Genomic DNA, 17,673 nt, shown 5'->3' with positions numbered 1-17,673 from the left:
GGACAGGACCCAGCAGGGAACCGTCTGGTCCGGCCGGTGCGTGTTGCCCTACGGTGCCGAAGAGCGAGCCGTTGAGCGGCGAGACGTAGGAGGCCGAGGGTGGGTACGGGAGCGGCGCTTGCGGAACGGATAGCCGAGCGGCGGGCCGGGGATGGAGATCCGCGGACGCTGGTGGGGGAGTTGCGGCGGGCGCTGGTTCTTGTGCCGGTCGACGGCGGAGGGTTGTGGACGGCGGAGTTCGGCGGGGTGCGCTGGATCTGTGGGTTCACGGATGAGGACGCACTGGCCCGGTTTGCGCGGGCGCGGGACACCGGGGACCGGCGAACCACCGGCCGGGCGTGGGAGTTTGCCGAGCTGCGTGGGGCGCGGCTGCTGGACGAGATCATTCCGGCGATGGGTGTGCCGGCCGGGGTGGCCATCAATGTCGCCGATCCGGATGGGTCGATGCTGTTTCCGCCGACGGTGGGCATCGTGCCCAATGCGGTCGCCGTCGACGCGGCTGAGCGGCACGGGGGGCTGGGCTGATGGGCGGCGGCTCGGAGGACCTGAGGATCGATGCGGACAGCGTCCGGCAGATCACCCAGGGGCTGCGCGACGCGGTGGCCGAGCTGCGCGATGTCGGCAACGGCACCGGCTCGGTGATGGGCAAGGGGTTCTCGGAGCTTGCGATGACCGGCATGGAGGCCGGGCATCACGGCCTGTCAGTGGATTTCGAGGACTGTTGTGAGCGCTGGGAGTGGGGCGTTCGGGCGCTGATTCAGGACGCCAACACCATCGCGAAGGAGCTGGGTCTTGCGGCCGGGCTGGTGTGGGAGGAGGACCAGTACCTCCAGGGCACCTTCAAGATCGCCGCGAACTCGTTGGTCGGCAATCCGCATGCGAGCGAGAACGAGGTCGTCCAGCAGAGCTGGGAGCAGGTCCTGAAGCCGGATGCGCTGGACCCGGACTACAGCGCGGAGTCGTTCGAGCGGGCAGGAGACGAGGCCGCACAGACCTGGAAGGACACCGGGCGAGCCCTGCTGACCGAGGGCAACGGCGGTCGTCAGTCGGAGATTCTGAACCAGCTGTTGGGTGTGGACCAGCAGCAGTTCGACCAGGCGGTGGACGACACGTTCGGGCCGTCGCCCGAAGAGCGGGCGGCCGCCGCGCGGCAGCAACAGCAGCCGGGGGCCGGGGGGAACTGAGCGATGGGCATCGGCGATTTCATCAAGGACATCACCCCGGATTCCGTCGAGGACGCGGTCGAGGGGGCGACCGAGTGGGTCGGCGACCGGGTGGAGGATGCCGGAGACTGGACCGCCGACCGGCTGGAGGATGTGGGCTGGGAGTCCGGTGCGGACTGGGTGCGCGAGCAGTCCCGCTCGCTGGCGAACCGGATGGGCGCCGAGGTCGACGAGATGGATCTCGGGCAGACCGAGGACAAGACCAAGCTGATCTACGGCAGCGCCGACAAGCTGCGGGAGACGGCCCAGAACCTGCGGGACTTCCAGGGCGCCTTCACCAGCGTCGGCAAGGGGCTCAAGGGGCTGGACTCGGCCCATCTGAAGGGCCAGGGGGCGGATGCCTTCCGGGAGACGGTGGCGATCGAGCCGCCCAAGTGGTTCACGGCGGCCGATGCCTGCCGCAAGGCCTCCGGGGCGCTGGAGATCTTTGCCGACACGGTCGGCTGGGCGCAGGGCCAGGCGCAGCTCGCGATCGACAAGTGGAAGAAGGGTCAGGAGGCCGAGGCGAAGTATCGGGCCGGGGTCGACGCCTACAACAAGGCGGTGGACCACTACAACGGCCAGCCCGCCGAGTCCCGTGACCCGTCCTCGTTGCCCCCCAAACCCGGCACGACCAACCCCGGTATCGCGCTGCTGAGGGAGGCTCAGGACATCCTGGACGAGGCCCGCCGGCAGCGCAACGAGGAGGCCGCAACGGCCCGTAAGGCGGTGCAGGAGGCACGAGACGCCGCCCCGGCCAAGCCCTCGTACGGCCATCAGGCGATGGATGGTCTGGACGAGATCCAGATCATGCAGGACCACTTCGGCGCCGGAGCGATCAAGGGCACTGCCGGTCTGGTGTCGTTCGTACGCAGCATCAACCCCACCGACCCGTACAACATCACGCATCCGGCGGAGTATCTGCTGTCGCTGAACAGCACCGCGGCCGGGCTGGTCACGGTTGCCAACGACCCTTGGGGCGCGGGCAAGCAGATGGTCACCGACTTCATGAAGGATCCCGCCGAAGGCCTCGGCCGGCTCGTGCCCGATCTGGTGCTCACAGTTGCAACCGACGGGGCCGGAGCCGGAGTCAAGGCCGTCCGGGTGGCCGACGACCTCGCGGACGCCAACAAGGTCCGGCGGCGTGCCGATGACGTCCCGGGCGGAACCCATCTGCGCCCCGACGGGAACCGGATCACCACCGCCACCGACCCGGTCGACCTTGCCTCAGGGCGGATGTTCCTGCCCCAGACGGATGTGACGCTGCCCGGCGCGCTGCCGCTGGCCTTCACCCGCCGGGTGGAGTCCGGCTACTCCTGTGGCCGCTTCTTCGGCCCATCCTGGTCATCGACGGTGGACGAACGGCTCGCGATCGACGCAGCCGGCATCATCCATGTCACCGAGGACGGCCTGCTGCTGCCGTATCCGCACCCCGTGCCCGGGGTGCCCACCCGGCCGGACGCTGCGGCCGGCGGTCTGCTCGAGCGCACCGAAGGCGGCGACTACACACTCACCGACCCCGACACGGGTGTGGTCCGCCACTTCACCGCGCCGGACGGCGCCGAGCCGGGCGGCGACGGCGTGGGGTGGCTGGCGCAGATGTCCGACCGCAATGGCCACACGATCACCATCGACCGCGCCGCCGAGGGTGCCCCGCTGGCGCTGGTGCACTCGGCCGGCTACCGACTCAATCTCACTGTGGCCGACGGCCGCGTCACCACGCTGGCGCTGGCCGGCGCGGGCGAGGACGGCACGGACCGGCGCCTGATCCGCTACGCCTACACCGACGGCAACCTCACCACCGTCACCAAGGCCTCCGGCGGAACCCTCACCTTCGACTACGACGACCGGCAGCGGGTCACGGCTTGGATCGACTCCAATCAGCGCCGCTACGACTACGTCTACGACGACCAGGACCGGGTGATCTGCGAGGGCGGCGAGGCGGGCCACGTACAGGTCACCATCAGCTACGGCGATCCCGCCCCGGACACCGGCCACCGCACCACGGTGCTGACCACCCCCGCCGGCCACACCACTCGCTACCTCATCGACGAGCGCTGCCACGTGCGCGCCACCACCGACGCGCTGGGCCACACCACTGACTTCACTCACGACGCCCGCGGAAGGCTGCTGACCCGCACCGACCCGCTCGGGCACACCACCTGCTTCGCCTATGACGAGGACGGCCGGCCCACCAAGCTCACCCGCCCCGACGGCAGCGAGCTCAGCACGCGGTACAACGCGCTCGGCATGCCTGAGGAGTTCACCACCCCGGGCGGCGGGCGCTGGCGCCAGGAGTTCGACGAGCGAGGCAACCGCACCGCGGTCACCGACCCGGCCGGCCACACCACTCGCTACGCCTACGACTCCCGCGGCCATCTTTCCGAGGTCATCGACCCCCTCGGCGCCGTCACCACCGTGCGCTGCAACCCCGCCGGGCTGCCTCTGGAGTTCGCGGACCCGCTCGGCGGCATGACCCGCTACGAGCGCGACAGCTTCGGCCGCCCCACGGCGATCACCGGCCCCGATGACGCGACCACCCGCCTGCGCTGGACGGACGAGGGCGAACTCGCCTGCCGCACCGCCCCGGACGGGTCGGTGGAGACCTGGACGTATGACGGTGAGGGCAACTGCACCTCTCACACGGACCCGGCCGGCCGGACCACTTGCTTCGAGTACACACACTTCGACCTGCTGGCCGCCCGCACCACGCCGGACGGCCAACGCTACGAGTTCGCCCACGACGCCGAGCTGCGCCTGACAGGGGTCACCAACCCGCAAGGGATGAAGTGGAGTTACGCGTATGACCCGGTCGGCCGGTTGATCTCCGAGACCGATTTCGACCAGCGCACCATCTCTTACGAACTCGACCCGGCAGGCCGGCTCATCACCCGCAGCAACCCGCTCGGCGAGGCGATCCGCTACGAGAACGACGCGCTCGGCCAGGTGATCCGGAAGGACGCCGCCGGCCGGATCACCACCTATGCGTACGACCAGGACGGCCGCCTGGTGCAGGCGGCGGGGCCGGAAAGCGAGCTGGTCCACCAGTACGACCAGCGCGGCCTGGTCAGGACGGAGCTCGTGGACGGCCGCGTCACCTCGTACGCACACGACGCGTTGGGGCGCCGCACCCGTCGCATCACCCCGAGCGGCGCAAAGACCACATACACCTACGATGCGGCCGGCCGCTGCACCAGCCTCACCGCCGGTGCCCGACGCGTGGAGTTCAGCTATGACCCCGCGGGGCGCGAGCTCGCACGGCACGTGGGTCGGGCGCTCTCCATGACCTCCGCCTGGGATGCCGTCGGCCGCCTGACCGACCAGCACTTCACTGCGGGCACCCGGACCCTGAACCGCCGCAGCTACACCTACCGGGCCGACGGCAACCTGACCGCTGTCGAGGACGACCTGCGCGGCTCGCACCGCTTCGCCCTCGACGGGAGAGGCCGGGTCACCTCCGTGACGGCCCAGGGCTGGACCGAGTCCTACGCCTATGACGCGGCCGGCAACCAGACCGCAGCCGCCTGGCCCGAGGGCCACCCCGGCACCGACGCGCAGGGCGATCGAGCCTACGCCGGCACCCGCATCACCCGCGCCGGCGCCAACCGCTACGAGCACGACGCCGCAGGGCGTCTCGTCCAGCGCACCCGCACCAGGCTCTCCCGCAAGCCCGACATCTGGCGCTACAGCTACGACGCCGAGGGCAGGCTGACCGACGTCACCACCCCCGACGGCATCCGCTGGCGCTACCGCTACGACGCCCTGGGCCGCCGCACATCGAAGCAGCGCCTCGCCGCAGACGGCCGGACCGTCCTCGAACAGACGGACTTCACCTGGGACGGGGACGTCCTGGCCGAACAGACCACCACCAACCCGGCCCAGCTCCCGCACCCCGTCACCCTCACCTGGGATCACCAGGGCCTGCAGCCCATCGCCCAGACCGAACGCCTTACCGACGAAGCCACCCAGCGCGAGATCGACACCCGCTTCTTCGCCATCGCCACCGACCTGATCGGCACACCTACCGAACTCGTCGACGAGCAAGGCGGCATCGCCTGGCGTACCCGGCCCACGCTGTGGGGCACCACCACTTGGAACGCCGACGCCACCGCGTACACCCCGCTGCGCTTTCCGGGCCAGTACTACGACCCGGAGACCGGTCTCCACTACAACCATCACCGCTACTACGACCCCCAGACGGCCCGGTACACCACCCCCGACCCCCTGGGCCTCGCCCCCGCCCCCAACCCGGCGACCTACGTCCACAACCCCCACACCTGGAGCGATCCGCTCGGACTGTCGCCCTGCGCGCGAGGAGCCTGGGAGCAGCGGGCCGATTTCACCAACCAGAAGGTGATGAGTAAGAAGTACGACGCGCACGCAGCTGACTTCGGTGTGACGGGCAACAGGAACGGGCAGACGATGGCGCAGTTCCAACAGACGATGCGAGACCATATGGTCGCCCCGGACACGAAGATCTATCGCTTCGACTATCGAGGCCAGGGGACCGCTGTAGGGTTCATCGACCCGAATACGCAGAAGATGGTCATGCTCCATACCGATGGCAGTTTCTGGACCGCGTACAGGCTCGGGGACAATCAGTTCAGGGATATCGTCGACAATGGACACCTCTGGTAGAGGAGCCTCGAATCCGGTGAAGAAACGCGAACTCCTCGACCGGGTGCTGGCCACGCCGGACTCCTTCTCGGCGAGCTGGCTGGCCGAGGGAGGCAAACACCAGGCCCCGCTGCTCCCCGACCAGAAGGGGATCGGCCGCAGAACGGTCGAGCGCATGCTTCGGGGGACTCGGGAGGTCTCGGCCGGGCACATCCTCGTCACCGGGGTCGACGGGGTGACCGGCGAAGAGCCTGTCGGCCAGGTCCCTCCGCTCCAGGACGACGTGCTGGCCCAGGTGGCCCGGAGCGGGGCTGCGGTCCTGCTGGTCACGGCGGACTTCGGCGGCGCCCTGCTGGCCCGCCCGGAGTTCGGCCTTGTCGCGGGCACAGCCCCGTTCTTGAGGGCTGCGTTGCCTGAGGGGTTTCACCGTGCATGCGCGGAGTTCGACCGGTACGCACGCCGGGTGCGGCACGAGATGCCTTCCGCTGCGGCGATCGCCGAGAGGTTCCCGGCAGCGAGAGCGAGCTGGGAGCAGGCGAAGCAGGTGCCGGCTGACAGCCATGTGGGAGAGCAGCTCCGGTTGATGGAAGCGCTGGTGCACGGCGAGGTTTCCGGGCCGGATTTTGCACGGCAATGGCTCGGTGCCAGACGCAGTTCGCTGGAGCTCGGCGAGCGGACGCGAGGGCGGTTGACCAGGGCACTGGACGAGGTCTTCTACGCGTTGGAGGACTACGCGATCGACCCCGCTCAGCGTGAGCCGGGGGATCTGACCGACGAAGGACTGAGGGAACGCGTCGCTTCTGCCCTGGAGCACTAGCCTGCGGGCGCGTCGGGGTCGATGAGCCCTTGCTCCCACAGCTGCATCACGGCGATCGCCGGCGGCGCGAGGTGGTTCCGCTGTAGGGACGTGCTCGTCCAGGTCTGCCCGTCACCCGTGGTGGCCCTGGCGCCCGGGCTGCCCCCATCCGGGTGCCCCGGCACCCGTACGGGGGCATCCTGGGTTCGGGCACAGCTCCACGCTCCTGGCCGGGAGCAGGCAATCTGCCGGAGCGGAGAGGAGGCGACGGTGGCGCAGCCGATCCCCGCGACGACGTCCGCCTGGGTGGTCGAGCGCCCGGGTCCGATCACGTCAGGCCCACTGCGGCTGGTGGAGCGCCCGCTGCCGGCGCCCGGCCGGGGCGAGCTGCTGTTGCGCGTGCGCACCTGCGGGGTGTGCCGGACCGACCTGCATCTGGCCGAGGGCGACCTGGCACCCCGCAAGGCACGCTGTTCGCCGGGCCACGAGGTCGTCGGCGAGGTGATCGCCACCGGGCCCGCTGTCGAGCAATTCCGCGTCGGTGACCGGGCGGGGGCCGCCTGGCTGGCGGGAACCTGCGGGCAGTGCCGCTACTGCCGTACCGGCCGGGAGAACCTGTGCCCCGACTCCCGCTACACCGGCTGGGACATCCACGGCGGATTCGCCGACCATGTCGTCGTGGACGCCCGATTCGCCTACCGCCTGCCGGAAGGGTGGAGCGAGGAGGAGGCCGCGCCGCTGCTCTGCGCGGGAATCATCGGCTACCGGGCACTGCAGCGAGCCGAACTCCCCTCCGGCGGACGGCTCGGCATCTACGGGTTCGGGGCTTCCGCGCATCTGACCGCCCAAGTCGCCATCGCCCGGGGTGCCGAGGTCCATGTCGTGACCCGGTCGCCGCAGGCGCAGCAGTTGGCGCTGGAGCTGGGGGCGGCGTCCGCGGGAGCCGGTGAACTCCCGCAGCCGCTGGACGCTGCGATCTTGTTCGCACCGGTCGGCACGCTGGTGCCGGCGGCATTGGCCGCGCTGGACCGCGGCGGCACACTTGCGATCGCCGGGATCCACCTGAGCGACATACCGCCGCTCGACTACGCGCGCCATCTGTTCCAGGAGCGGACCGTACGCAGCGTCACCGCCAACACCCGCGACGACGGCCGTGCCTTCCTCGCCGAAGTGGCCCGGACACGGCCCACGGTGCGGGTCACGCTCTATCCGATGAGGCAGGCCGACCGGGCCCTCGTGGATCTGGCGGCCGGACGGATCACCGGGGTGGCCGTGCTCGTCACAGAGTGACCGCACGGCCGTCAGTATGCGTTGCCCGGGGAAGGTGCGCGCCAAGGAGGGCATCCTGCTCGGGCTGGATGCCGCCGCCGCTCTCCATTCCCTCGCAGACGATCCGACTACATCATCTCCGATGAGGATCCTGCGTTCCCGGGGCACGGTACCGGCATTCGGCAACCACGTTACGAAGAGTGTCAACTGTTGAAATTCCCGAGTTCTGCGAGGGCGGTGACAATGCTCTGTGTCCAGGACAGCTGGGCTCGGTCGCGGGTAGCGAGGTCGTCGCGGGCTGGGTATCCGAATGCGCCGTTTGGGTTTTGCTGAGCGGTGAGGAATGCCACGGCGTCCCGGGTGATTCTGTGCTCGCCCCATCCGGCTGTGACGAGGTCGCGGACGACACTGGCGATGCGGCTCAGGTCGTAGGTTTTGATGAGGCCGGGCAGCAGGGATGCGTTTTGCTCTGGGGAATTGGACTGAGGGGTTTTCCGGGCGGTGAGTGCCGTGGCTCGTTCGGGGGCGAGCAGGCCAAGTCCGGTGAGCCGGTGCACGTTTGCTGCGGCTTGCGGGGGTACTTCGGTGAGAGAGCTGATGATGTCTGAGATTGCTTTGAGGAATCTGTCGAGTGAGGGGCAGGTGATGCCGAGTGTGCGGAGACCGGCTGCGAACTCTCCGACAATTTCCATCCCGTGTTTCTGCCATAGGCCCTGGTCCGCGTTTGTCAGCTCAGTGGCGAAGTGGACGAGTGCGGGCCGGGCAAGTCGTGGGTCTCCGATGGCGGTGGCTCCGTAGGCGCTGGCAGCGGCAGCGGGAAGTCCTGTCTCAGGGGGGTGGTGCACGCTGGTACGGCATAGCCATTCCACTGCGCGATGGATCGTGTCGGTCGGGACCGTGCAGGGTCCGGGCGGCGCTACTGCACGTTGGGGGTTACATGTGCGGGGGCTGCGGTGCAGGATCCCGGCCAGCGCTGCGACGATAGTGGTGTGGTATCCAGTAGCCCACGATTGGTAATCGCTGTCGCCTTCAGTGATCTGCGTGTGAACGATGCCAGGTGGTCCGTTGACCCGCCCGTCCTTCTCCTGGACTGAGGCCAGGAAATCCCACGCCTGGCCCACTGAGTCGGCTTCCTTCACTCCCAGACAGAGCAGGCAGCAGAGTACTTCTCCGACCAGGTCCGCGTCCTTGCGGGCGCGGGTGAGCACCAGAAGCGCTTCGAGAAGTTCCACGATCTCGCCCAGGCCGGTTCCAACTGGCCACCGGGGTTCCCGTAGGCCGAAATCGGTGGCGTAGAAGACTGTGTGCGTGATGGCGTAGATGTCACGGTCTGCGAGTTTGGTGACGTTCGGGCGATTACAGAGCAGCGTGAGTGGAAGAACCTGGTCCACCGTCGGCAGGGAATTCCCGATCTGACACATCTCCAGTGTGTGGAGAAGATCGAGCTGCCGGTACGGAATCCGCTCGAATACTGTTGCGTATCCGCCTGCAGAGGCTTGTTGGATGATGTGACGGAACTGCGGGTCATCATGCCCGCACAGCCTGAGTGCCGCATACGTGCCTGCGTAGAGAAGCAGAGCGGCTTCATCTCTGGCGATGAGCTCGCGGTATGACGGGCGGGAAGTGATGTCTTGGACTTGCCGCATGAGCAACGCGTAGTCACCGTCGAGAGGATCCGGGTCGAGCCGGGCGCGGAGCCCGACCAGAAACGCGGTCTCAAGCAGGGCTTTGCGAGTAAACATAACCCTGTCCGAGTGGGCAGAGCTGGGGTCGGTCAACGCTCGGCGCGCAGCGAGCCAGGCAACCGCCCGGGTTTCCACTGCGCGCCTTGCCGCTGACCACTGGCCGGGTTGCATCACGTCCATCAGATACTCCGCCTCCCGGCAGTCGTCTGCGCCCTTACGGCACAGAGTCAGCTTCCTGCGCCTTCGCGTTCATCCGCCGCCGCGACAACGAGAACGTACTTCTCCCATGCGAGTACGTAACCCGCGACGTCATCAAGCTGGCTGATCTGAGCCACGACTTGCTCCAGAGGGAGCGAGAGATCAACCAGACCACTCGCCCTCAGGAAATCCAGAGCCTTTCGCGCATCAACAGGTGGAGGGCACCTTCCTGACATTTCAGAACTCCTTGGTCCAGTCGGACAGTTAAGAGTGGTATCGCCAGGAAGAAGGCCTCTGACACTAGGCGCGCCTGAACAGAGAAATACCCCAATCACGTTTCCCGGTCACCGCTTGGTAAGCCGAAGCTAAACCACCCCGAAGGGTAATGTTCCCTTCATCCAAAATGATCTTCGGGGCCTGTACGCAAAATCGACTCTGCCTCGAAGGCGGTGGTGACGGAGCGGCCAGGTCCACAGGCTGCGGCCTCGGGTCTGCGCCATGCGCCAACCCCGCCGTTTCGGTTGAAGTTACGAGATACACGACGAGCAGACAGCCACGGTCTAGCCATCACGTTCAGCTACTTGTCACTTCGCGGCAGCTTCGGGAGTACGGGGCCGTCTGGGCAGGGAGGCCCGGTCGGCGAGCCAATGCGCGGCCCTGCCTCACACGGTGATGACGACCTTGCCGCGTACGTGGCCGCTGCGCAGATGCCCGATCGCCTCGGGGACCTCGCTCAGCGGGTACGTTCTGTCGATGACCGGCGTGATCTTGCCGGCCTCGATGAGCTCCTTCAGGAGCTGCAGGTCCTCCTGGCGCTCCGCCGAGATCAGCCCGAGCAGCTTCTGGCGTGTGAACGGTGACAGCAGAAATGCCCGGATCAGGCGGTCGGTGCCGCCGAGCCACCGTCCTCCCTCGCCGCCGACGATGACGAGCGTTCCCGCCGGGGCGAGCGCACGCCGGAGGTGTGACAACGAGCGGTTGCCCGCGATGTCGAGGATGACGTCATAGCGGCGCGTCCCGTCCGCGAAGTCCTCGCGGGTGTAGTCGATGGTGTCGTCCGCACCGATCGAACGGACCAGATCCGCTTTCGTCGTACTGCACACGCCCGTGACGTCCGCTCCGAACATCTTGGCCAGCTGCACCGTGAACGTCCCCACACCTCCGGCCGCACCGATGACGAGGACCTTCTGCCCTGCCTGAACCCGCCCCTTGTCGCGTACCGCCTGGAGGGCGGTGAAAGCGGAGATGGGGACTGCCGCCGCCTGTTCAAAGGTGAGGTTCTCCGGCTTCGGAGCAAGCCGGTCGTCCCGAGCGCACGCGTACTCGGCGAAGGAGCCGTCGCAAGCGCCGAAGACCTCATCACCCACCTGGAACCGGGTCACTTTTCTGCCGACCGCTTCAACGCGCCCGGCCACATCCAGGCCCCGCACACCGTTCTTGGGTGCGCGGAGACCAAAGCCCCCGAGACGAAGCAGGTAGGGCAGGCCCGTCATCAGATGCCAAACGCCCGCATCGAGGCCGGCCGCGTGTACCCGTACAAGCACGTCACCGTCCCCGACCGTCGGCGGGTCGATGTCCCTGAGTTCCAGCACATCGGTTGAGCCGTACACGTCCTGGACGATGGCCTTCATGGTGTCTCTCCTTCAATTTCCGTGTACTGGAACACGGTGTCGAGCGGGACGTTGAACACCCGGGCGATCTGAAAGGCCATCTCGAGGGAGGGCGAGTAGCGGCCCTTCTCGATGGCGATGACGGTCTGGCGGGTCACGCCGATGCGATCCGCCAGCTGCGCCTGCGTCATCTCCTTGCTCGCGAATCGGAGGGCTCGGATCGAGTTGGTGACTCTCGTCGGCCTCACCACGGCTGAAAGCCTCGGCGGTAGGCGACGAGCTTTGCCACGCAGCCAAGGACCGACGACAGGACGAACGCCAGGTAGATCGCGTTGGCGATCCAGAAGTGGTTCAGCTCTGCCATCGCCATGCCGAGTGCCGCCACGCCGCCGATGACGACGAAGGACTGGCCGATGTACTCGCCGAACCTGCCGATCTCCCTGTCGCGCTGGTCCTTCTTGTCGGCGTCCTTGGGCGAGGCGATGGCCATCACGATGTGGAGCACGATCGACACCGCGATCGCGGCGCCGATCGTCCACAGCAGTGTCGAGACGTACGGCACCTCGGTGAGGGGGGTGCTCCCCGCTCGCCCGAGGATGATGGCGAGGTAGGTCGCATAGGCCCCGACCGTGACCACCGCCATGATCCACGTGCGCTTCTCTTCGAACGACACGCCTGCTCCTATGTAAAAGATATTTGACATGGGTGAATGTAAGGAGTCATAGACCCCATGTCAAGGATTCTTGACTTCAGTGGTACGGCCATGTGCCCGTTCTGCCGGACAACCGGGGCCCGGGAAGGCTCGTCATCTCACTCGTGTGAACGTACGCACGTGGCCTGAAGTAGCCCCACCTCAGGGACACTTGGTGCTGTCCAGGTCCAGGGCAGTCGGCCTGGCCTTGGAGGTTTGGCCAGATGGAGCCCCCATAGGCGGGCTCTTCTTTGGAGGAGTCTACGATGTTCGCCGAGTTACCGTCTGGCGTTGGATATGCGTTCAACAGGACGAAGGGCCGGCGGAGACACCGCGAAGCTTCGATCCCCATGCGACTGGCTGAAACCAGGGTGCGCCATCGTCGTCGCGCCAGGGATAACCAGAGCTTCCTCTCACTACCTACCTCTTGAAGGGCAAGGCGGAGATGGCACGAGTCGCTTGGCTTTCCGCTGCCGGAAAGCAGAGCGAGCACCCGGTCGACGAGGTGCTCCCCCTCCCGAAACTGGCACTCTACGGTTTCCAGCACGTCCTGGCGTTCTACGCCGGTGCCGTGATCGTCCCCATCATCGTTGGCGGGGCCCTCGGGCTCAGCCGCGAACAGCTCGTCTACCTGATCAACGCGGACCTGTTCACCTGCGGTATCGCGTCGATCATCCAGGCGTTCGGCATCGGCCGGATCGGCTCGCGGCTGCCGCTGATCCAAGGAGTCACCTTCACCGCGGTCTCCCCGATGATCGCCATCGGTCTCGGCGCCGGCGGCGGCACGGCCGCACTGCTGGTCATCTACGGCGCGGTGATCACTGCGGGTCTCGCGACGTTCGCCTTCGCCTGGCTCCCCGCTCCGGCCTTCAGGGCGGTGCTGAGGCTCTTCCCGCCGGTGGTCACCGGCACGGTGATCACCGTCCTCGGGCTGGTCCTCATCCCGGTGGGGCTGAACGACGCGGCGGGCGGTGTGGGCAGCCCGCACTTCGGCGATCCGAAGAACTTCGCCTATGCGGGCGGCACCATGGTCTTCATTCTGGTGCTGATGAAGCTCGGCCGGCCGTTCCTGTCCAGCATCGCCATCCTGCTCGGGCTGGTGGCCGGCACCGCGGTCGCCTTCCTGCTGGGCGACGCGAGCTTCGCGGACGTCGGCAAGGCGAACTGGCTGGGTGTCATAACGCCGTTCCACTTCGGCGCCCCGCAGTTCCAGTGGTTCCCGATCCTGCTGATGCTGATCGTCATGCTGATCACCATGGTGGAGACCACCGGTGACACGTACGCCATCGGCGACATCGTCGGCAAGAAGATCGACGGCGAGACCGTGGCCCGCGCCCTGCGCGCCGATGGCGCCGCGACCGCCCTGGGCGGTGTGCTCAACTCCTTCCCGTACGTGGCCTTCGCCGAGAACGTCGGCCTGGTGCGGATGACGAAGGTGAAGAGCCGCTTCGTGGTCGTGGCGGCCGGTGTCTTCATGATCGTGCTGGGCATGCTGCCGAAGGCCGCCGCGGCGGTCGCCTCGGTTCCGCACCCGGTGCTCGGTGGCGCCGCGACCGTGATGTTCGCGATGGTTGCGCTGGCCGGTATCCAGACCCTGGCCAAGGTGGATCTCAAGGAGGAGAAGAACGCCCTTGTGGTGGGCGTCTCGCTGGCCGTGGCCCTGCTGCCCTCCACCGTCCCGGTGCTGTTCAAGGACCACATGAACGCGGACCTCTCCTCGCTGCTGAACAGCGGCGTCACGCTCGGCGCGAGCACCGCGATCCTGCTGAACCTGCTCCTCAACGGCCTCGGCCGGAAGGAACCGGAGAGTGAGCCGGGCGTGGCCGGCAGCGTGGTGGCGGGTGTGGACCCGGCGGACGCCGCAGCGGCTGACCCCGCTCCTGCCCCCGCCGGGGTAGCGGCTCAGAGTGCCCCGGCGAGCAGTGCCCCCGCTGGTGCGTCGGGGCGGCTGGCGGAGGAGCCGGACGGCGCCTGAGGACTGCCGCCGGGCCCGCTCGCGGGCCCGGCGGTCATCTGCACGTACGGCGAAGCGCTGGGCGAGGAGCGGTTACTTCACGTTGACCGCACCCCAGGCCGCGGCGACCGTCTTCGCCTCCGTGCCGTCCGCGCCGTACAGGTCGTTGGCCGCCTTCACGGTCGCCTCACGGGCAGCCTTGAAGTCGGTCGTCGAGGTCATGTACGTGGTGAGCGCCTTGTACCAGATCTTGTAGGCCTTCTCGCGGCCGATCCCGGTGATCGTCGAGCCGTCCGAGGTCGGTGAGTCGTAGTCGACCCCGTTGATCGTCTTCTTGCCGCTGCCCTCGGACAGCAGGTAGAAGAAGTGGTTCGCGATGCCGGATGAGTGGTGGACGTCCGCGTTGCCGGCGTCGGCCTTCCAGGCGTCCAGGGATTGCCCGTCCTTGCTGGGCTTGTCCATGTAACGCAGCGGCGTGCCGTCGCCCCTGATGTCGATCTCTTCGCCGATGAGGTAGTCGCCGACGTCCTTCTTGTTGTTGGCGAAGAACTCGACCGACGTGCCGAAGATGTCGCTGGTCGCCTCGTTGAGACCGCCTGACTCGCCGCTGTACTCGAGGCCCGCGGTACGGGAGGTCAGGCCGTGGCTCATCTCGTGGCCCGCCACGTCGAGCTCCGTGAGGGACTTCTTGTCGCCCTCGCCGTCGCCGTACGTCATGCAGAAGCAGCTGTCGTCCCAGAAGGCGTTGACGTACGACTGACCGTAGTGGACCCGGGAGTACGCGGCTTTGCCGTCGCCCGCGATGCCATTGCGGCCGAGCTCGGTCTTGTAGAAGTCCCAGGTCGTGGCGGCGCCGTAGGCCGCGTCGACGCCGGCGGTCTGCCGGTTGTCGTTGGTGCCGCTGCCCCACTTGTCGTCATCGTCCGTGAACAGCTTGCCGGTGCCGCTCTGGCCCTGGTTGAGGTCGTACGCCTTGTGGCCGCCGCGCTCGCCGTCGGTGAGCTCGAAGCCGGAGCCGGCCTTGGTGGTGGACAGGGGGACCTCGCCGCTGTACTGGCTGGCGCCGGTGCCGGTCTCGATCCCCTCGTACTGGTGCAGCTTCTTGCCCGTGGTGGCGTCCGTGATGATGTGCAGCTTGCTGGGCGTACCGTCCTTCTGCACACCGGTCCTGACCGTCTCGAAGGCGAGGACGGGCTTGCCGTCGCCCGCCCAGATCACCTTGCGGGCGCCGAGCGCGGCTTTGAGTACGGCATCGGTGCTCGCCACCGATATCCGTGCGTCGTTCGCCTTGTCCACGCCCTTGAGACTGCCGTTCTTGGCGGTGTGCGTGACGAGGTCACCGCCGAGGACGGGCAGTCCGGCATAGGTGCGCTCGTAGCGGGTGTGCACCGTGCCGTCGGCGTCCGTGATGACGTCACGGACGACCAGCTTCTCCTTGGCGCCGAGTCCGAGCCCCGCGGCGGCCGAAGTGGCCTCGGCCTGAGCGGACTTGATGGCAGCGGCACGCGCGGACACGCCCGTCGGGGCGGGGGTGGGGCCGTCCGCCCGGTCGGGTGCGGTGGTCGCGGAAGCGGTCTGCACGCCGACGACGACCATGGCGGCCGTGGCCGCGAGGGCAGCGGCGCGCAGGGTGTTCTTGTGGAGGGTCATGCGATCTCCGTCGCTCGATCTGTGGGGGGATGATCGCTGCCGAGCGTGTCATCGAATGACAGAAATTGACGGGGTGTCGACAATTACCTCACAACCTTTTGACCAGTTCTTGTCCGAATGGAAGTCGCCGTTGTCCGCTTACCGGCGAACTCCCGAGACTTGGTCAACTCGGCTCAGGGGCAGGGGAGTAGGCGGAACTCGCGGTGGTGGATCACCGGGTGGCCGAGCGCCGCGCAACCCGCGTCCGTTGCGCCCCAGTGGTATGTGCGGTCGACGCGAGCGGCTTGCAGGGGCAGGGAGTTGGCGCGGCCGGTTACGGGCCCCACGTGGAGCCCGACCACTGTCCTTCGAGCGAAGTCACGCGTAGATTCCAGCCTTTGACGTTGTGATCACTGCTGGGGGAAGACGTGGACTGGGGGACGCTCGTGGCGGCGGTGAGCGGTGGCTCTCTCGCCATTTCCGGCACGGTTCTGGCTGATCGCCTGCGCCATCGCCAGGAAGAGGACCGTGGAGTTGGGGCCCGGCGGCGCGCGGTGTACATCGAGTTCATCACCGCCGCGGGGGCGTGCCACGCTCGGTTGCGCCAGATCGCCGAGGTCCCCGACGCCGAAGCCTGCCTGGACACGGCCAGCCGTGCGGCACTGAGCGATGCCGCGATCTACGAAGTGCGCGAACGGCTGTTCATCGACGCGACCGCCGCCGTCGCCAGTGCCGGGCAGGCGATGTTCGAGCAGCTCCGCGCTCTTCAACACGCGGTTGCGGCAGGCGCGACACTGACATCACCCGCCTTCCACGATGCCTACCACCCCTACCTCGGCACGGTCTGGGCCTATCGGGTCGCAGTGCGCAATGAGTTGGAGGGAAAGCCTCTCTCGCCCGCGGTCTTCGGATGGGACGGGTGGGACGGCAAGGACAGATGCCCGATATGCCAGGGGACCGCCGTCACCGGAACGTGAACGACAGGCTCCCGCCGGGACGTTGCCCAATCGACAAGATCGTGGCCGGCCACGGCGGGGACGCCCCGCCGTGGCCGGCGCGCACAACAGCTACAACGTCACATGCGAGGCGGTCACGAGGACCGCACGATGCGCGGGCCGGCGAACGTCGCATTGTCGATGACGACGTCCGCCCTCCCAACGGGGTCGACTTCCTCCAGATAGATGCGTTCCGCCGCCAGATAGCGGTTGCGGTGAATCGACTCCGCTTCGGAGCCGGCCCAATCCTGATCCCGCAGGGCGCCTCGCTGAACGGACAGCTCCGCGTCGATCTCCAGCCAGATCCGGAAGTCCCAGTACTCGTCGATCTCCGGCCGGAAGGCGAAGACACCATCCACGATCAGCACCGCGTCCGGAGCAAGCGGCACCGCATCCGCAGAAAGGTCGCGCTGGGTCAGCGGGTCAATGCTGCACAGGACGGCGGACGTTGCCTCCTGGGCCCGGCACGGCTCAAGGAGCAGCCGCTTCAGCACGTCGTAGTCGTACGCGTTGCGGTAGTAGCCCTCGCCTGATTCCCGGTCGTACAGGTGCCGGTCTTTCCACGGCTTCTTGAAGTCGTCGAGGGTCGCCCGGAGCACTTGCCGCCCCTCGCCGCTTATCTTCTCGGCCAGTTCGTGCCCGAAGCTCGTCTTGCCCGCCGCGGTGAAACCGTCGATGGCTGCCAATAGGCGTCCCTCGCCGACAGTCAGGAGGCGTTTCGCGATCTCGTCGACCAGCGCACTGCGCGCACTGGAGGCAGCCGGAGGAGAAGGCTGTTGCCACGTAGAACCCGAATGATGCACGTCTGCGTGCCGTGATCGCACGATGTGTACCTCCTTGCTGGAGCCCGCTGTTGCGGAGCGACACCACAAAACGCCATTGACCGGGATCGGGACCGGGACCGGAACTGGAGCCGGGCGGCGTATGCGGTGGGGCGGACGCCGGACCTGATCATCGTGCGCAGCTCCGGCACGACGAGGACCGGCTGCTCCAACCAGGCCGCCAGGCGCGGGCGCACTGGTCTCGG

The 17,673-nt window shown here is 67.7% G+C and carries 13 protein-coding genes and 1 pseudogene; 7 read left to right on the top strand and 7 right to left on the bottom strand.

Going from position 1 to position 17,673, the window contains the following annotated elements:
* The first annotated feature begins 99 nt into the window (after positions 1-99).
* The 5 genes from OG729_RS02655 to OG729_RS02635 all read left to right on the top strand — a co-directional run bounded on the left by OG729_RS02655 (position 100) and on the right by OG729_RS02635 (position 7,905).
* Positions 100-525, top strand: coding sequence for a hypothetical protein (locus tag OG729_RS02655; protein WP_405804012.1), 426 nt, complete (start codon positions 100-102; stop codon positions 523-525).
* Complete coding sequence (locus OG729_RS02650; RefSeq protein ID WP_360864658.1) at positions 525-1,184, top strand: hypothetical protein; 660 nt, start codon at positions 525-527, stop codon at positions 1,182-1,184. The genes OG729_RS02655 and OG729_RS02650 overlap by 1 nt, the downstream gene beginning before the upstream one ends.
* Before the next feature lie 3 nt (positions 1,185-1,187).
* A complete protein-coding gene (locus tag OG729_RS02645) occupies positions 1,188-5,840 on the top strand; it encodes a putative T7SS-secreted protein (protein WP_405804011.1) in 4,653 nt (1,550 codons plus the stop codon).
* Between the two features lie 16 nt (positions 5,841-5,856).
* The gene (locus OG729_RS02640; RefSeq protein WP_405804009.1) at positions 5,857-6,636 is read left to right on the top strand and encodes a colicin immunity domain-containing protein; all 780 of its coding nucleotides are present in this window, start codon (positions 5,857-5,859) and stop codon (positions 6,634-6,636) included.
* Positions 6,637-6,885: 249 nt separating this feature from the next.
* On the top strand, positions 6,886-7,905 hold the full coding sequence (locus OG729_RS02635) for a zinc-dependent alcohol dehydrogenase family protein (RefSeq protein WP_405804007.1): 1,020 nt from the start codon (positions 6,886-6,888) through the stop codon (positions 7,903-7,905).
* 182 nt (positions 7,906-8,087) lie between these two features.
* On the opposite strand, the gene OG729_RS02630 is transcribed toward OG729_RS02635, so the two are convergent.
* From OG729_RS02630 to OG729_RS02615, 4 genes are all read right to left on the bottom strand, one after another.
* Positions 8,088-9,740 carry a DUF6895 family protein gene (locus OG729_RS02630; protein WP_405811021.1) on the bottom strand — a complete coding sequence of 551 codons (1,653 nt, stop codon included), beginning with the start codon at positions 9,738-9,740 and terminating at the stop codon, positions 8,088-8,090.
* Between the two features lie 689 nt (positions 9,741-10,429).
* Positions 10,430-11,398 carry an NAD(P)-dependent alcohol dehydrogenase gene (locus OG729_RS02625; protein WP_405804006.1) on the bottom strand — a complete coding sequence of 323 codons (969 nt, stop codon included), beginning with the start codon at positions 11,396-11,398 and terminating at the stop codon, positions 10,430-10,432.
* Positions 11,395-11,625, bottom strand: coding sequence for a helix-turn-helix transcriptional regulator (locus tag OG729_RS02620; RefSeq protein WP_405811020.1), 231 nt, complete (start codon positions 11,623-11,625; stop codon positions 11,395-11,397). The genes OG729_RS02625 and OG729_RS02620 overlap by 4 nt, the downstream gene beginning before the upstream one ends.
* The gene (locus OG729_RS02615; protein WP_405804004.1) at positions 11,622-12,050 is read right to left on the bottom strand and encodes a hypothetical protein; all 429 of its coding nucleotides are present in this window, start codon (positions 12,048-12,050) and stop codon (positions 11,622-11,624) included. The genes OG729_RS02620 and OG729_RS02615 overlap by 4 nt, the downstream gene beginning before the upstream one ends.
* A gap of 463 nt (positions 12,051-12,513) precedes the next feature.
* Here OG729_RS02615 and OG729_RS02610 point away from each other — a divergent pair, with 463 nt between their 5' ends.
* The gene (locus OG729_RS02610) at positions 12,514-14,043 is read left to right on the top strand and encodes a nucleobase:cation symporter-2 family protein (RefSeq protein ID WP_360864637.1); all 1,530 of its coding nucleotides are present in this window, start codon (positions 12,514-12,516) and stop codon (positions 14,041-14,043) included.
* 72 nt (positions 14,044-14,115) lie between these two features.
* On the opposite strand, the gene OG729_RS02605 is transcribed toward OG729_RS02610, so the two are convergent.
* The gene (locus tag OG729_RS02605; RefSeq protein WP_405804002.1) at positions 14,116-15,672 is read right to left on the bottom strand and encodes a M4 family metallopeptidase; all 1,557 of its coding nucleotides are present in this window, start codon (positions 15,670-15,672) and stop codon (positions 14,116-14,118) included.
* A 425-nt stretch (positions 15,673-16,097) separates the two neighbouring features.
* Here OG729_RS02605 and OG729_RS02600 point away from each other — a divergent pair, with 425 nt between their 5' ends.
* Positions 16,098-16,628 (top strand): CchlQ, encoded by a 531-nt coding sequence (locus OG729_RS02600; protein WP_405804001.1) that lies wholly within the window; start codon positions 16,098-16,100, stop codon positions 16,626-16,628.
* A 113-nt stretch (positions 16,629-16,741) separates the two neighbouring features.
* Here OG729_RS02600 and OG729_RS02595 read toward each other — a convergent pair whose 3' ends face one another.
* Together OG729_RS02595 and OG729_RS02590 are read right to left on the bottom strand one after the other, a co-directional pair.
* Positions 16,742-17,332, bottom strand: a complete 591-nt coding sequence (locus OG729_RS02595; protein WP_405811018.1) for a uridine kinase — start codon at positions 17,330-17,332, stop codon at positions 16,742-16,744.
* Positions 17,333-17,545: 213 nt separating this feature from the next.
* Positions 17,546-17,673: pseudogene (locus OG729_RS02590) on the bottom strand (alpha/beta hydrolase); the annotation flags it as partial.

Source organism: Streptomyces sp. NBC_00210 (genome assembly GCF_045160975.1).
In the GTDB taxonomy this organism is placed as follows: domain Bacteria; phylum Actinomycetota; class Actinomycetes; order Streptomycetales; family Streptomycetaceae; genus Streptomyces.
Note: the sequence above shows the minus strand (reverse complement) of the source record. Positions and strands in the feature narration are given on the sequence as shown.